General features: G+C 37.8%; 18 protein-coding genes. 15 read left to right on the top strand and 3 right to left on the bottom strand.

The genetic code is table 11. The features are described from left to right. Positions 1-5 precede the first annotated feature (5 nt). The gene (locus EHQ31_RS01090; RefSeq protein WP_135568761.1) at positions 6-1,154 is read left to right on the top strand and encodes a CapA family protein; all 1,149 of its coding nucleotides are present in this window, start codon (positions 6-8) and stop codon (positions 1,152-1,154) included. Here EHQ31_RS01090 and EHQ31_RS01095 read toward each other — a convergent pair. Continuing rightward, positions 1,109-1,891 (bottom strand): hypothetical protein, encoded by a 783-nt coding sequence (locus tag EHQ31_RS01095; protein ID WP_135568764.1) that lies wholly within the window; start codon positions 1,889-1,891, stop codon positions 1,109-1,111. The genes EHQ31_RS01090 and EHQ31_RS01095 overlap by 46 nt on opposite strands. Positions 1,892-1,983: 92 nt before the next feature. On the opposite strand from EHQ31_RS01095, the gene rpsF reads away from it, so the two are divergent. From rpsF to EHQ31_RS01165, 14 genes are all read left to right on the top strand, one after another. Continuing rightward, positions 1,984-2,259: a 30S ribosomal protein S6 gene (rpsF, locus tag EHQ31_RS01100; protein ID WP_135568766.1), complete on the top strand. Its 276-nt coding sequence runs from the start codon at positions 1,984-1,986 to the stop codon at positions 2,257-2,259. Then, a complete protein-coding gene (locus tag EHQ31_RS01105; protein ID WP_100743253.1) occupies positions 2,252-2,692 on the top strand; it encodes a single-stranded DNA-binding protein in 441 nt (146 codons plus the stop codon). The genes rpsF and EHQ31_RS01105 overlap by 8 nt, the downstream gene beginning before the upstream one ends. A 72-nt stretch (positions 2,693-2,764) precedes the next feature. Continuing rightward, positions 2,765-3,049, top strand: coding sequence for a 30S ribosomal protein S18 (gene rpsR / locus EHQ31_RS01110; RefSeq protein WP_012389070.1), 285 nt, complete (start codon positions 2,765-2,767; stop codon positions 3,047-3,049). 9 nt (positions 3,050-3,058) lie between these two features. After that, complete coding sequence (gene rplI / locus EHQ31_RS01115) at positions 3,059-3,505, top strand: 50S ribosomal protein L9 (protein ID WP_135568769.1); 447 nt, start codon at positions 3,059-3,061, stop codon at positions 3,503-3,505. Positions 3,506-3,526: 21 nt separating this feature from the next. Continuing rightward, positions 3,527-4,870: a replicative DNA helicase gene (gene dnaB / locus EHQ31_RS01120; RefSeq protein ID WP_135568772.1), complete on the top strand. Its 1,344-nt coding sequence runs from the start codon at positions 3,527-3,529 to the stop codon at positions 4,868-4,870. Positions 4,871-4,882: 12 nt separating this feature from the next. Next, positions 4,883-6,688 (top strand): aspartate--tRNA ligase, encoded by a 1,806-nt coding sequence (gene aspS, locus EHQ31_RS01125; protein WP_135568774.1) that lies wholly within the window; start codon positions 4,883-4,885, stop codon positions 6,686-6,688. A 1-nt stretch (position 6,689) separates the two neighbouring features. After that, positions 6,690-7,697, top strand: a complete 1,008-nt coding sequence (locus EHQ31_RS01130) for a PhoH family protein (protein ID WP_135568776.1) — start codon at positions 6,690-6,692, stop codon at positions 7,695-7,697. Further along, positions 7,694-10,060, top strand: a complete 2,367-nt coding sequence (locus EHQ31_RS01135; RefSeq protein ID WP_135568779.1) for an HD family phosphohydrolase — start codon at positions 7,694-7,696, stop codon at positions 10,058-10,060. Before EHQ31_RS01130 ends, EHQ31_RS01135 begins: the two co-directional genes overlap by 4 nt. Beyond that, on the top strand, positions 10,057-10,524 hold the full coding sequence (gene ybeY / locus EHQ31_RS01140) for an rRNA maturation RNase YbeY (RefSeq protein WP_135568782.1): 468 nt from the start codon (positions 10,057-10,059) through the stop codon (positions 10,522-10,524). Before EHQ31_RS01135 ends, ybeY begins: the two co-directional genes overlap by 4 nt. Further along, complete coding sequence (gene recO, locus EHQ31_RS01145) at positions 10,525-11,274, top strand: DNA repair protein RecO (RefSeq protein ID WP_135568785.1); 750 nt, start codon at positions 10,525-10,527, stop codon at positions 11,272-11,274. Continuing rightward, positions 11,271-11,525 carry a hypothetical protein gene (locus EHQ31_RS01150; RefSeq protein WP_208652703.1) on the top strand — a complete coding sequence of 85 codons (255 nt, stop codon included), beginning with the start codon at positions 11,271-11,273 and terminating at the stop codon, positions 11,523-11,525. The genes recO and EHQ31_RS01150 overlap by 4 nt, the downstream gene beginning before the upstream one ends. A gap of 1 nt (position 11,526) precedes the next feature. Further along, entirely contained in the window at positions 11,527-13,308 is a 1,782-nt protein-coding gene (argS, locus tag EHQ31_RS01155; RefSeq protein ID WP_135568787.1) for an arginine--tRNA ligase, read from the top strand. A 4-nt stretch (positions 13,309-13,312) separates the two neighbouring features. Next, complete coding sequence (locus EHQ31_RS01160; RefSeq protein ID WP_135568789.1) at positions 13,313-14,569, top strand: nicotinamide-nucleotide amidohydrolase family protein; 1,257 nt, start codon at positions 13,313-13,315, stop codon at positions 14,567-14,569. A gap of 1 nt (position 14,570) precedes the next feature. Then, positions 14,571-15,638, top strand: coding sequence for a hypothetical protein (locus EHQ31_RS01165; protein WP_135568793.1), 1,068 nt, complete (start codon positions 14,571-14,573; stop codon positions 15,636-15,638). Positions 15,639-15,717: 79 nt separating this feature from the next. On the opposite strand, the gene EHQ31_RS01170 is transcribed toward EHQ31_RS01165, so the two are convergent. Then, complete coding sequence (locus EHQ31_RS01170; protein WP_135568796.1) at positions 15,718-16,734, bottom strand: response regulator transcription factor; 1,017 nt, start codon at positions 16,732-16,734, stop codon at positions 15,718-15,720. After that, on the bottom strand, positions 16,731-17,888 hold the full coding sequence (locus tag EHQ31_RS01175) for an LIC_12097 family sensor histidine kinase (RefSeq protein WP_135568798.1): 1,158 nt from the start codon (positions 17,886-17,888) through the stop codon (positions 16,731-16,733). Before EHQ31_RS01175 ends, EHQ31_RS01170 begins: the two co-directional genes overlap by 4 nt. Position 17,889: the final 1 nt, after the last annotated feature.

Here is a 17,889-nt window from a genome sequence, read left to right on the forward strand (position 1 = left end):
TCTAAATGAACCTATTTCGAATTGGTTATTCCATTGTTTTTGTTTTGCCATTTTTATTATTTGCGGCAGACCTTCCTGAATCGGCTGAATCGAAACTAGAATTACCAATATCTGATTTATATCGTTTCCAAACAGAATCTGGAGAAACGATCCAATATGCCAAATCTACTAAACTTTGGTTTGGTGGGGATGTGATGTTCAATTGGGGAGTTCGTGATTCTATGCGAAGTGAGGATCCATATTTTCCATTTCGTAGTTTTATTAGTTACCTAAAGAATTTTGATTTTCGATTTCTCAATTTAGAAACTCCTATCCTCCACAAAACACCTACGGCCGACCAAAGGAAGTCCTATGTTTTTTTTGGAGAAAAAAAAGATTTAACCGTTCTGCAACTTTTGGGAATCGATGGGGTTTTTCTTGGAAATAATCATACAATGGACTTTGGTGAAAACGGGTTATCTGATACCTTAGACTTGTTAGATGAATTTGGAATCCGTCATACAGGAGCTGGGAAAAATACCGATGAGGCTTTGGTTCCCATTACGGTTTCCAAACAAAATACAGAGTATCGGATTTTTTCTTTTTCTGATACAGGGGAAACTCGGTTGTTTTCGGGAATCAAATCTCCGGGGGCAGCATACTTTCGAGTGGGAGTGGCAGAAAGACTCATTAAAAAAACAAAACCAAACCAAGTCAACATTCTCTCGGTGCATTGGGGTGTGGAATATAATCCCTTTCCAATGGATACAGAAAGAAATGCTGCCAAATATTTGGTGAATGCAGGGTACCGGGTAATTCTCGGCCATCATCCTCATGTTCCACAAGGGATAGAAGTATTTCCGAAAGGGGTTGTGATTTATTCGCTCGGAAACTTTCTATTTGGATCCAAAAACCAATACTTAAAACACAATATCTCGGTTGTTTTGCATTTTGATGCCGACAAACTTTTGTTTGTGGAGGTGGTTCCTGTTTTTGGAAAACACCAATCCCTTTCTGGTGACCATTATTTTTTTCCACTCGGTCCTAAAGAGGCAGAAAGTTTTTTAAAAGAATATGCGGTCCTTTGCAAACAATTAGGAACCGATCTAGTGATTTCTGGGGGAAGGGGTTATGTTTTTTTGGATAAGGAACTAAAGGCCAAACTAAAACCGTAATGGAACCAACTGCAAGTGAGTCCCACAGCAAAAAAGGGAAAACTCAGTTCGAGTAAATTGGTTTTGTAAATCGAAAAGAGCTGCAAAAAAAATCCCGTAAAAAACAGAATGGATGCCGTTCTTAAAATCCAACCTTTTTCATATAACCAAAAATAGACGGAAACAATTGCAACATACCCAAACAAACAAAACCATTTGAGTTGGGAGGTGGGTTTTAAGTATTCCAGAGAAGGTGCCATTTCTTCTGCTGATTTTGCATCCAAAACATTCAGAATTAAAATGTTTTCGATTAAATCGGCAAAACCGGCGATCACAAGAAGTAGAATCATCCCCATAAAAATTTTTAGAAAGATTGGTCTCACCTTTCTTCCCGCATAATGCCCGGTATACGTTAAAAATGCCAGATAACAAAAGATAAATCCAAAATCAAAATAATGAACCTTTCTATATTCCGCAGATAAATGGAAAAAATCGATGGTGTCAGGGATTCCGATTAGGTCTTGGACTTGTTTGGGGGTTTCTGCCATTTCCAGTCCGAGTAGTGTGGATTCAAATCCGGAGTGGTTGTCAAGGGCAGGTTCTTTCGGGGTGATGTGGTTTAAAAACCCAGCATACAGCGCTAAAAATAAGCCAAGGGCAAGGCCCCAAACTTCTGGAAAATTTGATTTTTCACCCATAAAAATGTTAGAAATTACATAGAAATGGAAGGGTTTGGGAACTCCAAGAAGAAATTCCATTGACCCAAGGCCCCATTGGCAAAACCCTAGTGGAAACTAACAAATTCTTCTACCTACAAGTGTTTCTATGTAGGTATACCCATAGGAGAAATATGAGAAACTACGAAATCACGAATATTCTTCGTGAAGGGAATGTAGAAGAGACGAAGTCTGCAGTAAAAGACTTACTCTCCAAATACAACTTCACGATCCAAGGCGAAGAGGATTGGGGTTCTAAAAGACTCTGGCATCCGGTTGGACAAGACGAACAAGGTCACTTCACACTTATCAAGTGTTCCGGCGCACCACAAGAAGTTGCAAAGATCGAACATGAGTTTAAACTCAATGCCAACATCTTAAAAACCCTCGTAATTAGGGCCAATGGCTAACGATCTCAATAAAATACTTATAATCGGTCGAATGACCCGTGATCCGGAATTTAAATCGGTGAACGGAAGTTCTGTTGTCAATTTTTCAATTGCGAATAACAGAGTTTATGTGACTAACGGTGAAAAAAAAGAGGAAACTCATTATTTTGACTGTGTGGCATGGGGCCGACTTGCTGACATTTTAAAACAATATGCTGGCAAAGGAAAACAAGTAGCGATTGAAGGTCGACTGCAACAACAGTCCTGGGAAACTCCTGAAGGCAAAAAAGCCTCTAAAATCCGCGTCTATGTTGAATCCGCACAATTGTTGGGCGGCCAAGGACAGGGTGGTGGATCAGGTGGTGACCGTTCTGACAGTTCCAATTCTTATGATTCCGGCGTAAGTAGTGGTTATGATGATTATCCAGCCGGTGATGACGACATTCCTTTTTGATAGGTTATGACAATGAGCGAAACGACAAATATTGATGATACAAGAACAGATTCCCGCGAGAGTATGGACGGGATGGAAGACGACGAAAAAGGCGGTTTCCGTGGTAAAGACGGAGAAGGCAAATTCGGTCGTAAAAACGCAAAATATAAAAAGAAAGTATGTAAGTTCTGTGCTGACAAAGCCTTACTTGCAGGTCTTGATTACAAACGAGTAGACATCTTAGAAAGATTTGTTACCAACCGTGGTAAAATCATTCCAAGAAGAATCACTGGAACTTGTGGCAAACACCAAAGAGCCCTTGCTCGTGAAATCAGAAAATCCAGATCTATCGGTTTACTACCGTTTAAAGTTCTGTAGGAGTAACGGATGAAAGTTGTATTACAAAAAGACGTATTAAATCTTGGTGATGCTGGTGATGTAAAAGAAGTTGCAGATGGTTATGCACGTAACTTCCTCATCCCTAGAAGATTTGCTGTCCGTGCAAATGATGGAAACACTAAAGCTGCGATTCACCAAAAGAGACTTGCTGAACTCAAACGCGACAAACGCGTAAAAGTGATGAAAGAACTTTCTACTTCAATAGATGGTAAAACATACGAAGTAAAAGTGAAAGTGGGCGAAAACGACAAACTTTTTGGTTCTGTTACAGCGAATGACATTGCACTTGCAATTAAAAACACTGGAGTAGAACTCGACAAACGTAAGTTAGATTTAGGTGAGCCAATTAAATCTGTTGGTGAATTTAAAATCAAAGTTCGTTTGGCTGAAGGTGTTGTACCTCAAATCGTAGTTAAAGTCGTCGGCCAAGCATAGTCTTACACTAAAGCTTTTTCGATGAATTCTAACCCCCTTCAGGAGATAGAGTCTGAGAAGAACTTAATCGGTTACCTACTCATGAGAGGGGTAGCCGGGCAGGAAGACTTAGGTCTAAGCCCGGACGACTTCTATATGGACACACATAGGCGTGTCTTTGAAGCCGTCACTGATCTTATTAACGAAGGGATCAATATCGACCTAGTTACGGTCACAAACCAAATGCGGGAAAAACGTCTTTTTAAAGATGAGTCCCGCGACTTGGAATACATCACTTCTCTTTACAAAGATACAGTTCCTTTCCAACCATTAGAATACTATGTTCGGCGTGTGAAACGTGTTTCCGACAGACGTAAGTATGTCGAAGCATTAAACCAAGCCATTGACAAAGTTAAAATTGAACCTGGAGAAAACGATTCTATATTTAGTCTCGTAGAACAGTCGCTCATGGACATTTCTCGCCAAGAGAGATCCAAAGGTTTACGAAAAGTAAAAGACGATGCCAACGCCCTGATTGATTACATTAAAAATGTAGTCGCTGCCAGCCAAAATGGAACGGGTGGTATCAATGGATTAAAAACCCATTTTACTGGTCTCGATATGGCAACCACAGGTCTTAAATCTCACGAACTTATGATCCTTGCGGCACGTCCTGGAAACGGAAAAACTACGTTTGCTTTGAATATCGCTGCCAATGCCGCTTTGAAAGAACGTAAAACCGTTGTTATCTTTTCCCTTGAGATGAGCCGGATCGAATTACTTCTCAAACTCATCAGTGCGGATGCAAGGATTGATTCCTATGCCTTAAAAGCAGGAACTCTCACTTCGGCACAAATGACACAACTGAAAGACAGTATTGGGAACATTACCTCTGCTAGTTTATATATTGATGATTCAGGATATTTGACCATCCAAGAATTTTCGGCAAGACTACGCCAACTTCGGACTACTGAAGAAGTGGGTCTTGTGATTGTGGATTATTTGCAGCTCATGAGTGATCCGAAAGCCGCTATGGGAGGAAGGCAACAAGAGGTTGCCAATATTTCCAGGGGTCTTAAACAAATGGCAAGGGAAGTGGGTTGTCCTATCATCGCTTTATCACAGATGAACCGTTCCATTGAAAACCGCTCCAAAGACCAAAGGCCACAACTCTCCGACTTACGGGAGTCAGGTGCCATTGAACAGGATGCGGACATTGTATGTTTTATTTATCGGGAAGAAATGGTGAAACCTCCCGAGGAGCTTGACCCAAACAAAAGGGGAATGGCAGAGATCATTATCGCCAAAAACAGAGCGGGTGCTACGGCCGATTTTCCATTGATGTTCAATCCGAAAATCAGCCGTTTCGACAACGTTCCATTATAAAGAGGTTTTCCATTGAATCAGTGGGTCAGTTCCGAATACAAAAATAGAATTAGCGCAACAAGTGTCTCCGATGCCTTTGTTGGTAAAACTTTATTCCTTTCCGGTTGGGCTTTTCGTTACCGCGACCAAGGTGGTGTGATCTTTATCGATCTTCGTGATCGTTCGGGAATTTTACAAATCGTTGCGAGAAAAGAAATTTTGGGAGATGACTTTTCCAAAGTAGAAAAAATTCGTTCTGAGTTTGTGATTGCTGTCAAAGGAAAACTTTCTCTAAGGGATGCCGAATCCGTGAATCCAAAAATGGAAACCGGCAAATATGAGTTAATTGCTGATTCCGTAGAAATTTTAAATACATCCAAAACTCCTCCCTTTACTTTAGATGAGTTTGATCCTTCGGGCGAAGAAATTCGCTTGAAGTATCGTTATCTTGATATGCGAAGAGAAGAACTTCGTGACCGATTAGTATTACGTCACAAACTAACGTTTGCTTTACGGGAATACTTAGATAGTAAATCCTTTTTAGAAATTGAAACTCCTATTTTAAATAAATCCACACCGGAAGGGGCACGGGACTTTCTTGTTCCTTCTCGTTTGAATGCCGGTGAGTTTTATGCTCTCCCACAGTCTCCCCAACTTTTTAAACAAATCTTAATGATTGGGGGAATGGAAAGGTATTTCCAAATCGTAAAATGTTTTCGTGATGAAGACTTACGTGCAGACCGCCAACCAGAATTCACCCAACTCGATATGGAGTTTTCTTTTGTCACAGAAGAAGACATCCGTCGTGAAATTGAAGCTATGTGGGCATTTGCTTTAAAAAAAGTGTTCCAACTAGAAGTGAATGCACCATTTGCCACTATGCCATACCACGTGGCGATGGAAGAATATGGTTCTGACAAACCAGACATTCGTTTTGGAATGAAACTGGTGAATGTATCTGAGATTGTAAAAGATGCCGACTTCCAAGTGTTTAGTGCCGCTGTTTCCGGTGGTGGAGTGGTGAAGGCGATTTGTGTTCCGGGTGGGTCTGTGATTTCCAGAAAAGAAATTGAAGACTTAACTTCTTGGTTATCCCGTGACTTCCGTGCCAAAGGCCTTGCTTACATGAAACACGGGGCAAATGGACTTGAGTCCACCATCACCAAACGATTTACACCGGATGCGCTTGCCGCCATTGCCAAAGCGGTTGGATCTAAAGAAGGAGATATGGTATTTTTTGGCGCCGACTCCTCAAAAATTGTGAATGCATCCCTTGGTGCTTTACGATTGAAATTATCCGAAAAATATGATCCACCTAAGGTTCCTTATAGTTTCCATTGGGTTGTGGATTTTCCTATGTTTGAACTGGATGAAACCACAAAAACTTGGACCTTCCTCCACCATCCCTTTACTTCTCCCAAAGAGGAAGACTTTGACAAACTGAGAGATTGGAAAGCTGGGAAAGAGGTTGACCTTTCTTCGATTGGTGCTAAAGCTTATGATCTAGTTCTCAATGGCACAGAAATTGGGGGTGGATCGATCCGGATTCACAACCCAGAAATCCAAAGCCTAGTTTTGGAAGCCATTGGAATTGGAGAAGAGGATGCTAAATCCAAATTCGGATTTTTACTCGATGCTTTATCGTTTGGAGCTCCACCACATGGGGGGATTGCCTTTGGAGTGGATCGGATTATGATGTTACTCACTGGGGGAACTTCCATTCGTGATGTCATTGCCTTCCCAAAAACACAAAAAGGAACCTGTATGATGAGTGAAGCGCCAGGTCCTGTGGAAGCAAAACAACTAGAAGAATTAAAACTCAGGGTAGTCACTATCTAATATGGATGAAAGTTTTACATTTCAGGAAGAATCCCTCTACCAAACGGTATGTGGGATTGGAGACAGCAAACTCCCGTTATGGGAAAGTCGCCTCAATGTAAAACTCATCCCTCGTGGAAAATCACTCATCATCCAAGGAAGTGAAGACCAAGTCCAAGTGGCCTTGGATACCTTTCATAAGGTGGAAGAAAATTTCAAACGAAGGCCCGACAAAGCCGACTATTCTTTTTTTGATATCGATTATTTGGTAAATAAAGTAAAAGATTCCAGTGGTGGATGGCCGATCCCAGGTTCTTCTGACTTCCAGAAGGAAGGAGAAACTTGGACACCAAGAGACAAAATCTTTGTCACCTTCAAAGGAAAACCCATCTTTCCTCGTACCAAAAACCAAGAAAGTTTTGTCGATAGCCTTCATAAAAACTACATCACCATTGCTATGGGTCCTGCTGGAACCGGTAAAACCTTTTTGTCCATTGCGTCGGCTTGCCGTATGATGCAAACAGGAGAAGTGGAAAGACTGATCCTCACAAGGCCTGCGGTCGAAGCCGGTGAAAACTTAGGATTTCTTCCGGGTGATTTAACACAAAAAGTAAACCCATACCTTCGTCCCATCTATGATGCGTTACACGAATGTATTGGCTTTGAAAAAACAAGTGAATATTTACAAGTGGGGAAAATTGAAATTGCACCCATTGCTTTTATGAGAGGACGAACTCTCTCTCATTCCTTTATTATTTTGGACGAAGCACAAAACTGTACTTTGCCACAGCTAAAAATGTTTCTGACTCGGTTTGGAAAAAACTCCAAAATGGCAATCTCTGGGGATGCCACCCAAATTGACTTGGCTCATGGAAGGTCTGGTTTAGAAAAAACGGTTTATACATTGCGAAATCTAAATGGAATTGAAACGATATTCTTTGGAAGAGAAGATATCACCCGCCATCCTATCGTCGAATCAATTGTAAGGCGATTTGAAGAAAACGAAAGTCTCTTCACAAAAAAAACATGAAAGCAATTTTAGATTCCTCAATGACTAGGCTTACAGACTTTCTAACAAGAGTAAGACCTGTTTCTGTTGTTAGAAACATACAAATCATTCTTGTTTCACTCACTTTGTTATTTGTGACCTATGTGCTTTCGATTCCATTTTTTGGACAAACAAGAGTAAATACAGACCCAGAAGGTTTATTTTCGGAAGGTAAAATTGCTCCAGAGACCATTCAATCGGTGAAAGAATTTTCCTACGAAGATACAGAGAAAACAAATTTAGAAAAACAAAAAGCAGCAGCAAACGTCCCTTATGCCTTTGATAAAGACTTCGGAATTTTAGTGGCAGGAATTGATAACAATCTTTCTGAAGATGTAGAACTACTTCGTAGTATATTAGCAGAAGGTAAAGCCACTCCAAATGTGGTAAAAGATCGTATCCCTAGGTGGCGCAATCGAACAAATGAAGAAATTCAATCTATATTAGATTATAGTAGAAAAGATAAGTTAAAGAATTTTATCCAACAATATACCAATTTAATATTTTCAAAATATTGTATTGTCAAAGAAGACCTGCCGTTTGCAAAAGATTTGGACAAAGCGGGAGCAAAAATTCGTAATATAGGGACACAAGACCAAACTTCTATCATTGATGGGAATTTAGTGATTCCACGGTCACAAATTTATAAAGATGGTCCAGTTGCATCCGTTTTGTCAAAGTTAGCTTCCGAAAAGTTGCCAAACGTATCTGATTCACTACTGAAGGCTGTTTCTAGGATCGGACTTTATTATGTGTATTCTTATCCTGCATGTAATTACAATCCGGAAGAAACTGAAAATGCGCGGATGCGTGCGTCAAACTCAGTTCCGATTCAGAAAAGTAGGATCCAAGCCAATGAAGTGATTGTTCGCGCAGGAGATGTGATCACTCCAGAAGTAAAACTAAAATTGGAAATGATGAACCGATATGCGACTCGGGCAAATTTGGCATCCATTGTTTCCATTTTTCTAACTCAATGTGTATTAATTGTCATTGTCGGTTTTTACCTCATTCGTTACAGGCCAAACCGATTAAATGATCTATCAAGTAATCTCATTATCTTTTTTACCCTTTGGATTGTGATTGCTTCCATTTATCTACTTTCAAAAATTTTTTATGCAACTGACAGTGATTTGTCGAGGGTATACTATTTTGGAATGTTTGTGCCAGTGGGGATGCTTTGTTTACTTCTTGGTTTTGTTTATGATGAACAACTTTCGATTGCGATCGGATTCTTTTTAGCATTTGCCGTATTTTTTGCCTCACGGTACAATCCAACATCGTTTATGTTGGCTTTCACTGTTGCTGTTATGAGTTCCATTTATGGGAGGCGACTTCTCAAACGAATTGATTTTTTAAAAGCAGGTTTTTTACTTACCTTTGTTCAGATTTTAATTACAACGGCTGGGTATTTGTTTGATGGAAGAGAGTTTTATGTATCGACTGGTGCTGGTTTTTTTCGGGATCTAACCAATTCGAATCTCTTTCGGATTACAGTAATGTGTTTTGTAAATGGGTTTGCTAGTGCCACTGCTGTGCAATTTTTGCTTCCCTTGTATGAATATATATTCAATATTCCCACTCGTTTTAAATTGATCGAACTGGCTGATACAGGCCATCCACTTTTACAACAATTATTAACCAAAGCACCTTCGACTTATACACACACATTTATGGTTGCAGCATTGTCTGAACGTGCAGCCCAAAATTTAAATTTGGATAGGCTACTTGTAAGGGTGGGTGTGTACTTCCATGATATAGGTAAGATTCCTAATGCTGGATTTTTTGTAGAAAACCAACATTTAATTCCCAAACCGGAACATATTGATAAAAACAATCCAGCATTGGCCGCAAAAACAGTCATCGATCACGTGTTAGATGGAATTGAGATGGCAAAGAAAGCAAGACTTCCTAGAGAAATTATCAGTTTTATTCCTGAACATCATGGAACTTCTACAATGGCATTTTTTTATCATAAAGCCTTACAGGAAATTTCCCCTTCTGCCAGAAAAAATATTAACAAAAAAGATTTTCAGTATCCAGGTCCAAAACCACAGAGTAAAGAAACTGGAATCGTCATGATTGCAGATTCGTTAGAAGCAGCTTCTCGTTCTCTTGAAGAAGTGTCTCCGGAAAGTTTGGATGAACTTATTAGAAAGATCATCAACTCAAAGTTGGCTGAAAACCAATTAGATGAAAGTGGCCTGACAATTGGAGATTTAGAAATTATAAAAACTAGTTTTAAAGAAGTATTACTTTCAAGTCTCCATCAAAGACCTAAGTATCCAAAACCTGAAGATACAAAAGCTTTAGAAGCAGCTGGAACCAAAAAAAATAAAAAATGAATTCTTCTTTATCGGTTTTGACCCATTGGAATGATCAAAGTGAGTCGAATTTAGAAATCAAATCGGATCTTGTCATTGAAAACTGTGAATTAATTTTAAAACATGTAAGTCCAAATTTTCTGCAAGGATTAGAGTTAGAAGTTTTACTTGTAGATGACTTGATGATGAAAAAAATAAACTTAGAAAGAAGGGGCTTAAACAAAACAACCGATGTTTTGTCATTTCCAGTTTATTCCGCATCTCCACCAATCCCCTATCAAATATTAGGTGAAGTGGTAATATCTATGGAAACCTGCCAGAAACAAGCTAAAGAAATTGGACATTCGATCATTGATGAGTTTTATCGCCTCCTGGTTCATGGAATTTTGCATTTATTTGGATATGATCACGAAACTAATGAAGAAGATGCCATTCAAATGCGAAATAAAGAAGATGAATGTTTGGAATTGGTTTTTGAAAGATAAATGGCCATCCGAAAAGAGAAGGGTATTGTCATTCAAAGTCGGGATATTGGTGACAGCGATAGAGTCATAAGCTTAGCCGGTGAATCCCAAGTTAGAATGAATTTTTTAAGTAAAGGAATTCGTAAATCTAAACGCAGGGCGATCATTACAACTGAGCTAGGTTCTTTTGTGGAAATTGATTACTATGATCAAGCCGAGAAGGATTGGAAATCCATTAAAGAAGTTCATTTAGTGAAACGATATGATGAATTAAAATCGGATTATCTTGGCACTTTATATGTATTATATTTAACAGAACTTACTTCCATGATTTACCCAGAAGGTGAGTCTCATCCATTTCTTTTTCAACTACTTTCTGGAAGTTTGGAAACTTCGAATGAAAATGGATTCAAAAAACAAATCCTCCCATTTTTTAAACTGAGAGCGCTCTCTCATATGGGCCATTTCCCTACGGAATTTTATTGCCATACTTGCGGAGAGGAGGTTCTTTCCAAACCTGCTGCCTATTTTGCAGTGGCAGAACGTGAATTTTTATGTTCGGACTGCCATCCTATCCCTAAAGATCATTTGCCTGTTTTGAAACTATTTCATACTATGTTATCAAAGAAATTTTCGAATGTATTAAGTATTTTTCCAAGGGAAACAGAATACAGGGATGGGGATTTGATTCTAAATCAGTTTCTCAGATCTCTTTTTGGAAAGGAACTAAAATCATATTTCGAATTTTACAAGACAATAGGGTATTTATGAATTCGATTACAAAGACAGTTTTACTTTGTATGACTCTTTCTGTTTTTTTTGCTTTGTTCCAGCTTCTTTTAAAAGCTGAGAACTTCCGTAAAGATAGGAAAAATGTTTTGGTAAAAGAACAGTCAAGATCCTTTCAGGCTACACTAAGGGAAGAAAAAGAAAGTATTCCTCATTTTGTAACTAGGTTCAAGGTAAGAAGTTTTGATCTTTGGCAGAATTCAGATAAATTAAAAATGGAAATTAAATATTAAAATGAATGTGAATCAATTACTAAAACAATTGGTGCTTTCCGAATTAGAAAAGGCAGTAGATACTTATTTAGAAAAAAATAACCTAACTTCTGTTAAAGAGAATTTGAAGATTCGTATTGAGTATTCACGAGATGAAAAGTTTGGTGATTATTCGTCTCCCTTTGCATTAGAAAATAAAAATATTTTAAATAAAAATCCAAAAGAAATTGCTGAAGCTTTGCTTCTTGAAATAAATAATAATCGCATTTTTGAGTTTGTTAGTTTTTCGCCGCCAGGGTTTATCAATTTCCGAATCCAAACAGAGTTTCTTAATCAGTATGTAGCCTCTGTTATGTTCCCGAATGTGTCATTTGCAGAAACATCCAAAAAAGAAAAAATACTTCTAGAATTTGTTTCTGCCAATCCAACAGGCCCTATGAACATTGTGTCTGCAAGATCTGCAGCATATGGGGATGCGCTTGCAAATTTATTAACAAGTCTTGGGCATACAGTGAAACGAGAGTTTTATGTGAATGATTATGGGAACCAAGTGTATTTACTTGGAGTTGCTGTTTTACTTCGTATTTTTGAATCAAAGGGCGAAACCATCAGCTTCCAAGAAGAAGAGTCCGACATACCTGTGATTGAACTCATTAAAAAAAGAATTTTACCCAAAGAAAGTTACCGTGGTGAATACATCAAAGACATTGCCATCCAGTGTTTAGAGGATGAATCGAGGACAAAATTTATTTTTGATTCTGTATCTTCAGAAAAATGGGATGAGGCAATTGATTTTCTTTCTAAGTATGCAGTAGAATACAATTTAAGTCGGCAAAAAGAAGATTTGGCCTTATTCGGTGTAAACTTTGATTTGTTTTTTAGTGAACGTAGTCTTCATGAAGCAGGTGATGTAGAAAATGTTCCTTCCATTTTAAAAAAAGAAGACGTAACTACAATCGATGGAAAACTACATTTCCTTTCTACTCAATACGGAGATGATAAGGACCGTGTAATCAGAAGAGAGGATGGAAGGCCCACTTATTTAATGGCAGACATCGCTTATCATTACAATAAGTTCAAACGAGGGTTTGATACTCTTATCGATATTTGGGGACCGGATCACTATGGTTACATTGCGCGATTGAAAGGTGCTGTGAAATCCTTTGGGAAAACAGAAGAGAGTTTCCGGGTGCTTATTGCACAACAAGTGAATTTAATCGAAAACAAAGAAAAAGTGAAAATGAGTAAACGGTTGGGAATTTTCCAAACGATGCGAGACCTTTTGTCTTATTTAGGAAAACAAGGGAAAGATGTGGGACGTTACTTCTTTCTAATGCGAAGTTCTGATGCTCCATTAGATTTTGATTTGGATTTGGCAAAAGACGAATCCGATAAAAATCCTGTATTTTATATTCAATATGCACATGCTAGGATTTGCTCTATCTTTCGTGAATTAAAAGTTCCGATGGATTTAAATCTTCTGAAGTCAGGAGTTTCTGTTGAATTTTTAAAACAAGAAGAACGTTCACGACTTCTCTTTTGGGTCGCAAGATTTCAAGAAGAAGTTTATGATACTGCTACAAGTTTTGAACCTCACCGTTTGACAAACTATCTACAATCCTTAAGTAAATCTTTTACAAAGTTTTATTCACAAAAAGACAATCGCATTAAAGACAAAACGGGAAACGAAAGAGATTCCCTTTTGGCACTCGTCCTTTATGCGAAGTTTGCCTTAGAAAGTGGTTTAAAACTTCTTGGAATTTCTGCACCTGAAAAAATGTCAAAAGATGAAATAGAACAGTAAAACGATGGAAGCACCATACATAGTTATTATTGCAACTGGATCTGAGATTACAGCTGGCCGTAGTTTAGATACAAACTCTGGATGGATGGCTAACCAATTGTTTGAGCTCGGCTGGAAAGTAAAAAAGTTCATTGCCTTGCCAGATGATCCAGACCTTATTTTATCCGAACTCCAAATGCTACAAAAGCTTTCCGAAACAAGGCCAGTGCTTGCTATCATGACCGGTGGCCTTGGTCCCACGGAAGATGATTATACCTTGGAAACAGTATTGAAACTCACTGGAAAAAAATCTTATTCGGTAGAAAAGGCAAAAATTCGTTTAACACGTGTATATGAATCCAGAGGAAAACAATATAGTGATATTCTTCCGACAGTGCTACGCCAAACATTTGTTCCTGAAGATTGTAAAATTTTAGACAATAACGTTGGAATCGCAGTAGGATTTGTTGAACTTATTGGAGTGGATTCTTATTTAGTTTGTATGCCAGGTGTTCCTTCTGAAATGAAGGAAATGTTCACAAGAAGGCTTACACCGGAACTAAAAAGATTATACCCTAGAGAGAATTTGGTTCAAAAAACGAAATGGTTATGGAACATTGGAGAGTCTCTCTACCAAAAAGATTTTGTAGAAAAATTCAGAGAGGATCTTTTTTCGGAAGTAGATTGGGGAGTTACAGCAAATAGAGGGTACATTAAGTGTATCTTTCAGTCAAATAACGTTAGTAAATTGGAAAAAATCATCGAGAGATTAGAGGAACAATATCCGAAAATTATATCTGATGATGTATTTTCTTATGTACATGAAGAATTAATGTCTCGAAATTATTCGATTGCAGTGGGCGAAAGTTGTACTGGTGGACTTCTAGGAAAAAAACTCTCAGACTCACCTGGATCAAGTTCTTATTTTCTGGGAGGATTTTTGACTTATTCGAATGTTCTGAAAGAATCATTGTTAGGTGTTCCTGCCAACGTGTTAAGTGAGTTCGGTGCTGTAAGTGAAGAAGCTGCAAAAGCAATGGCAAAGGGAATTTTCGAAAAAACCAAGGCTGATTATTGTATCTCCATTACCGGGATTGCTGGTCCCGATGGCGGCACCGATATAAAACCAGTGGGAACTGTTTGGATTGGTTTAAAAACACCAGATGGTACGATTCAAACTCACTTGTATTTGTTCCCCGGTAATAGAGAAGGGATTCGAGAAAACGCAAGTAACACAGCATTGTTTTTATTATACCAGTCTCTAAAACAAAGGAACGTTTAGTATGTGGCAAACGATTGTTTATTCCATAATTTTTTTTCTCTTATTTTACTTTGGTTGGGATGTGGATTTAAATTTAGTTCCAAATATCAGAGAGACTTGGGTCTGGAACAGTGAAGGTAGATTCGGTACCGCTTCGCCGAAAATTGGAGAAGATCCTTTAAAAACCATTAATGGATACAAAATTGGGGGTAGGTATTATTCTTTCCGCACGGGTAAATTTTTAGAAGCAGATCCAAAGTATTTAATTGATTTTCCTTTGTTGGCCAACGGTTACCTATTATATGAAAAAATAGGAGACGAGGTGAATTTTTTCTCTGATTCAGGGGAACTCTTTTGGAAAAAACCTATCAATTCTTATCCAAGGAGTGGTTATTTTGCCTCTCCGGTTTTGTATTTGTCAGGCGATAATAATACAGTATTTTTAATGGATGAAAGTGGAAACCGAGTCGGTAAATCCGAGTTAAATGGAAGGTTTCTCACTGACTATCAATTTGATTCCAAAAACAAAGGGGCTATTGTATTATTTTCAGGTGGTGAAATTTATAGGTTAGATGAAAAAGGCAATTCCTTGTTTGAAAAAGACCTTTCCAAAGATAAAATTGATTCGTTTTTTAAATCGGTAGCATTATCTCCAAATGGAAAGTTTGTTGCCATCCACTATTCCTTGTTAGATAAAGATTTTATTTTGATTTTAGATGAAGTGGGTAAAAGAGTAGAAGAATTTACTTTGCCTAAGTTCTATCCGCATAAACTCTATTTTGTGATAGGAAACGATGGATCTATTCTTTTTAACTTACCAGATAGTTTGTCATTTTACCAGAATGGAGAATTGGTTTGGGAAAAAACAAAATCCAAACAAGGAGGGGTTTATCAATCCGTATTTGTTACCGATTTTGTTTACGTAGTTTTATCCGAATCGGAAATTCATTTTTATAATGTTAATGGTAATTTATTAAGAACCAAACGTATTCCTCCGTCGGAATTACCAGTGCGTTTTTTTCCAGGTAAAATAGATTCTGCATTTTACATGCAATCGAAATCCGATTTAATGCAATTACAAATATTTTAAAACAGTTCTGCTAAAGGTAATATGTATGATCATCTTTCGCTTAAGCAGAATCATTTGATTTCTTATATTTCTTTAAGAGTTACGAAATAGATTTGGATTTGGGATCCACTTCATAGATTGAAAGTGATTTAAATCCAGTTCGTCCTTCCCTGTTGATCATCGCAATCGTTTCTGTACAAACGCCAGGTTCAATATTAAAGATGAGTTGGTCCGAAATTTCGCGACAAATATAGAGTCCACGACCATGACTGTCTTCCAAACCTTTTGGAAAACCTGTGGATTCATCAATACTGATGTGACGGTCAAGCCTATGTAAAATTTCTTCTTTACGAAGTGAACCAAATTGATCGCGAACTACTATGAAAATGGTGCTTTCTGTTGCACCGTAACCTATTAAAAAATAATCATCAGGCATTAGTTGGATATTATCAAGTGGGACAACCATATCGTGGCTTGGAATTTCAAATTGATATTTGTAATCACCTTCATGTGTGCGAGGTGCGCGAATCATGGCATTAGAAGTAAGTTCTTCAAGGACTTGTTGTATTGCTTTAGGCGCACCTAATTGAATTAAGTTTTTAGATATTTTTCCACAGAGTATGGAACGGTCTTGGTCAGATTTTATTTGTTTGTAAATGATTCCATTAGTAGGAGCTTCTTCAAATTCACTATTTATGTTTTCGCTATAAACTTTGAACTCGCTACTGAAGTATTTTTCAATTCCAAATATATTGTTGGAAAGGAGTTTCTCTACCATAACTTCAATTAAGTGTATGTCCAAAAAACTATATTTTGGAATGATATTCCATATATGGAGGTCTTTTGCAAATTTGATGTATTCATTGATATTGTATGCTGTCATTAACGCATATAATACATTTGGAAATTCTTTTTGTATGAGTTTGACTAAGTCAATTCCTGACTTACCTGGAAGACGAATGTCTGTGATCGTTAAATCAATTTTTTCGTTGGTTAAATACCAAACTGCTTCTTCGAAATGTTCTGCTCCGAAAACATTAAACTTTGTACTAAGTAAATCCATAATCGCTTCGCGAATGGAATGGATGTCTTCCACTATTAAAATGGATTTTTTCATGGATTTTGCTCCGTGATATCATTAGTAAGTGGAAAGGAAATAGTAAATCGTGTTTTTTGTTCACTCGACTTCACTGAAATATTTCCGTCATGTTCTTTGACTATGGAATGGCAGATTGAAAGACCAAGACCGGTTCCTGTGCCTGATTTATTACTCGTAAAAAATGGATCAAAAATCTTTTGAATGATGGAATCGGGAATTCCACCTGCGTTATCTTCTACAATGATATGAATCCAATTTTTTGTTTTTCTTAATTCGATAGAAATTTCACCGGGTCTATAATCAAACGCCTGCAATGAGTTCCTAAATAAATTCATAAACAGCCGTTCCATTTTTCCGGGATGAAAGGGAAACTGGTATTCGTGATCACAAGAGATGCGCCAAACTATGTTTTTACTTAAATGCGGATAAAGTCGGATCACAGTATCTTTTGCACGGTTAATTGTTTCGACAATGTCGCCTAGTGTAACCTTGACTTTGTCTGTTTTTGCAAAAGAGATAATATCGGAAACTATGATGGCTGCCCGCGAAACATCATTTTTTATCATATCTAAACGTTTTTCAATTTGTTCCGGAGGTTGGTTTTGCCAATTTGCTTTTAGGTTTTGAAGTGTTAGGCTAATCCCTGTTAACGGGTTATTTAGTTCGTGGGCAATTCCTGAGATTAAGATTCCTAAGGAGGCAAGGTTTCGCATCCGAAAAGACTCTTCTTCTTTATCTCTTTGTTTGGTTACATCGGAGATTTTTTCCACCATCCAAAAAAGATCCTCTTGTTTTGGGTAAGGATAAAATTCTAAAAACAATGTTTGTTTTTTATCTTCTGAACGAAAGAAAATCTCTCTTGTGATGGGAGTCGAGTAAGTTTGGTTTTTGTCTTTGGTTTTGACGTTGATTTTGGGGCAGTAAGGACAGATGTCGTTACGTTGATACAAAACTTCGTAACATTTACGATCCAATAGTTCATCGTATTTATTATTTTTTGCAAATAGTATTGTGGCTAGGTTTGCTCTTTGGATATTAAAATCTGAATCAATGAGTACCAGTGGGTCTTGCACTACATCATAAATTGCCTCTAACTCACGGGCCTTTTCTGCAACTTTTTCTACTGATGCAGAGTCTCCGTTATTGTTGCCACTCTGAGAGTTCGAAGACAAA

Source organism: Leptospira montravelensis, assembly GCF_004770045.1.
GTDB classification, from domain to species: Bacteria; Spirochaetota; Leptospiria; order Leptospirales; family Leptospiraceae; genus Leptospira_A; species Leptospira_A montravelensis.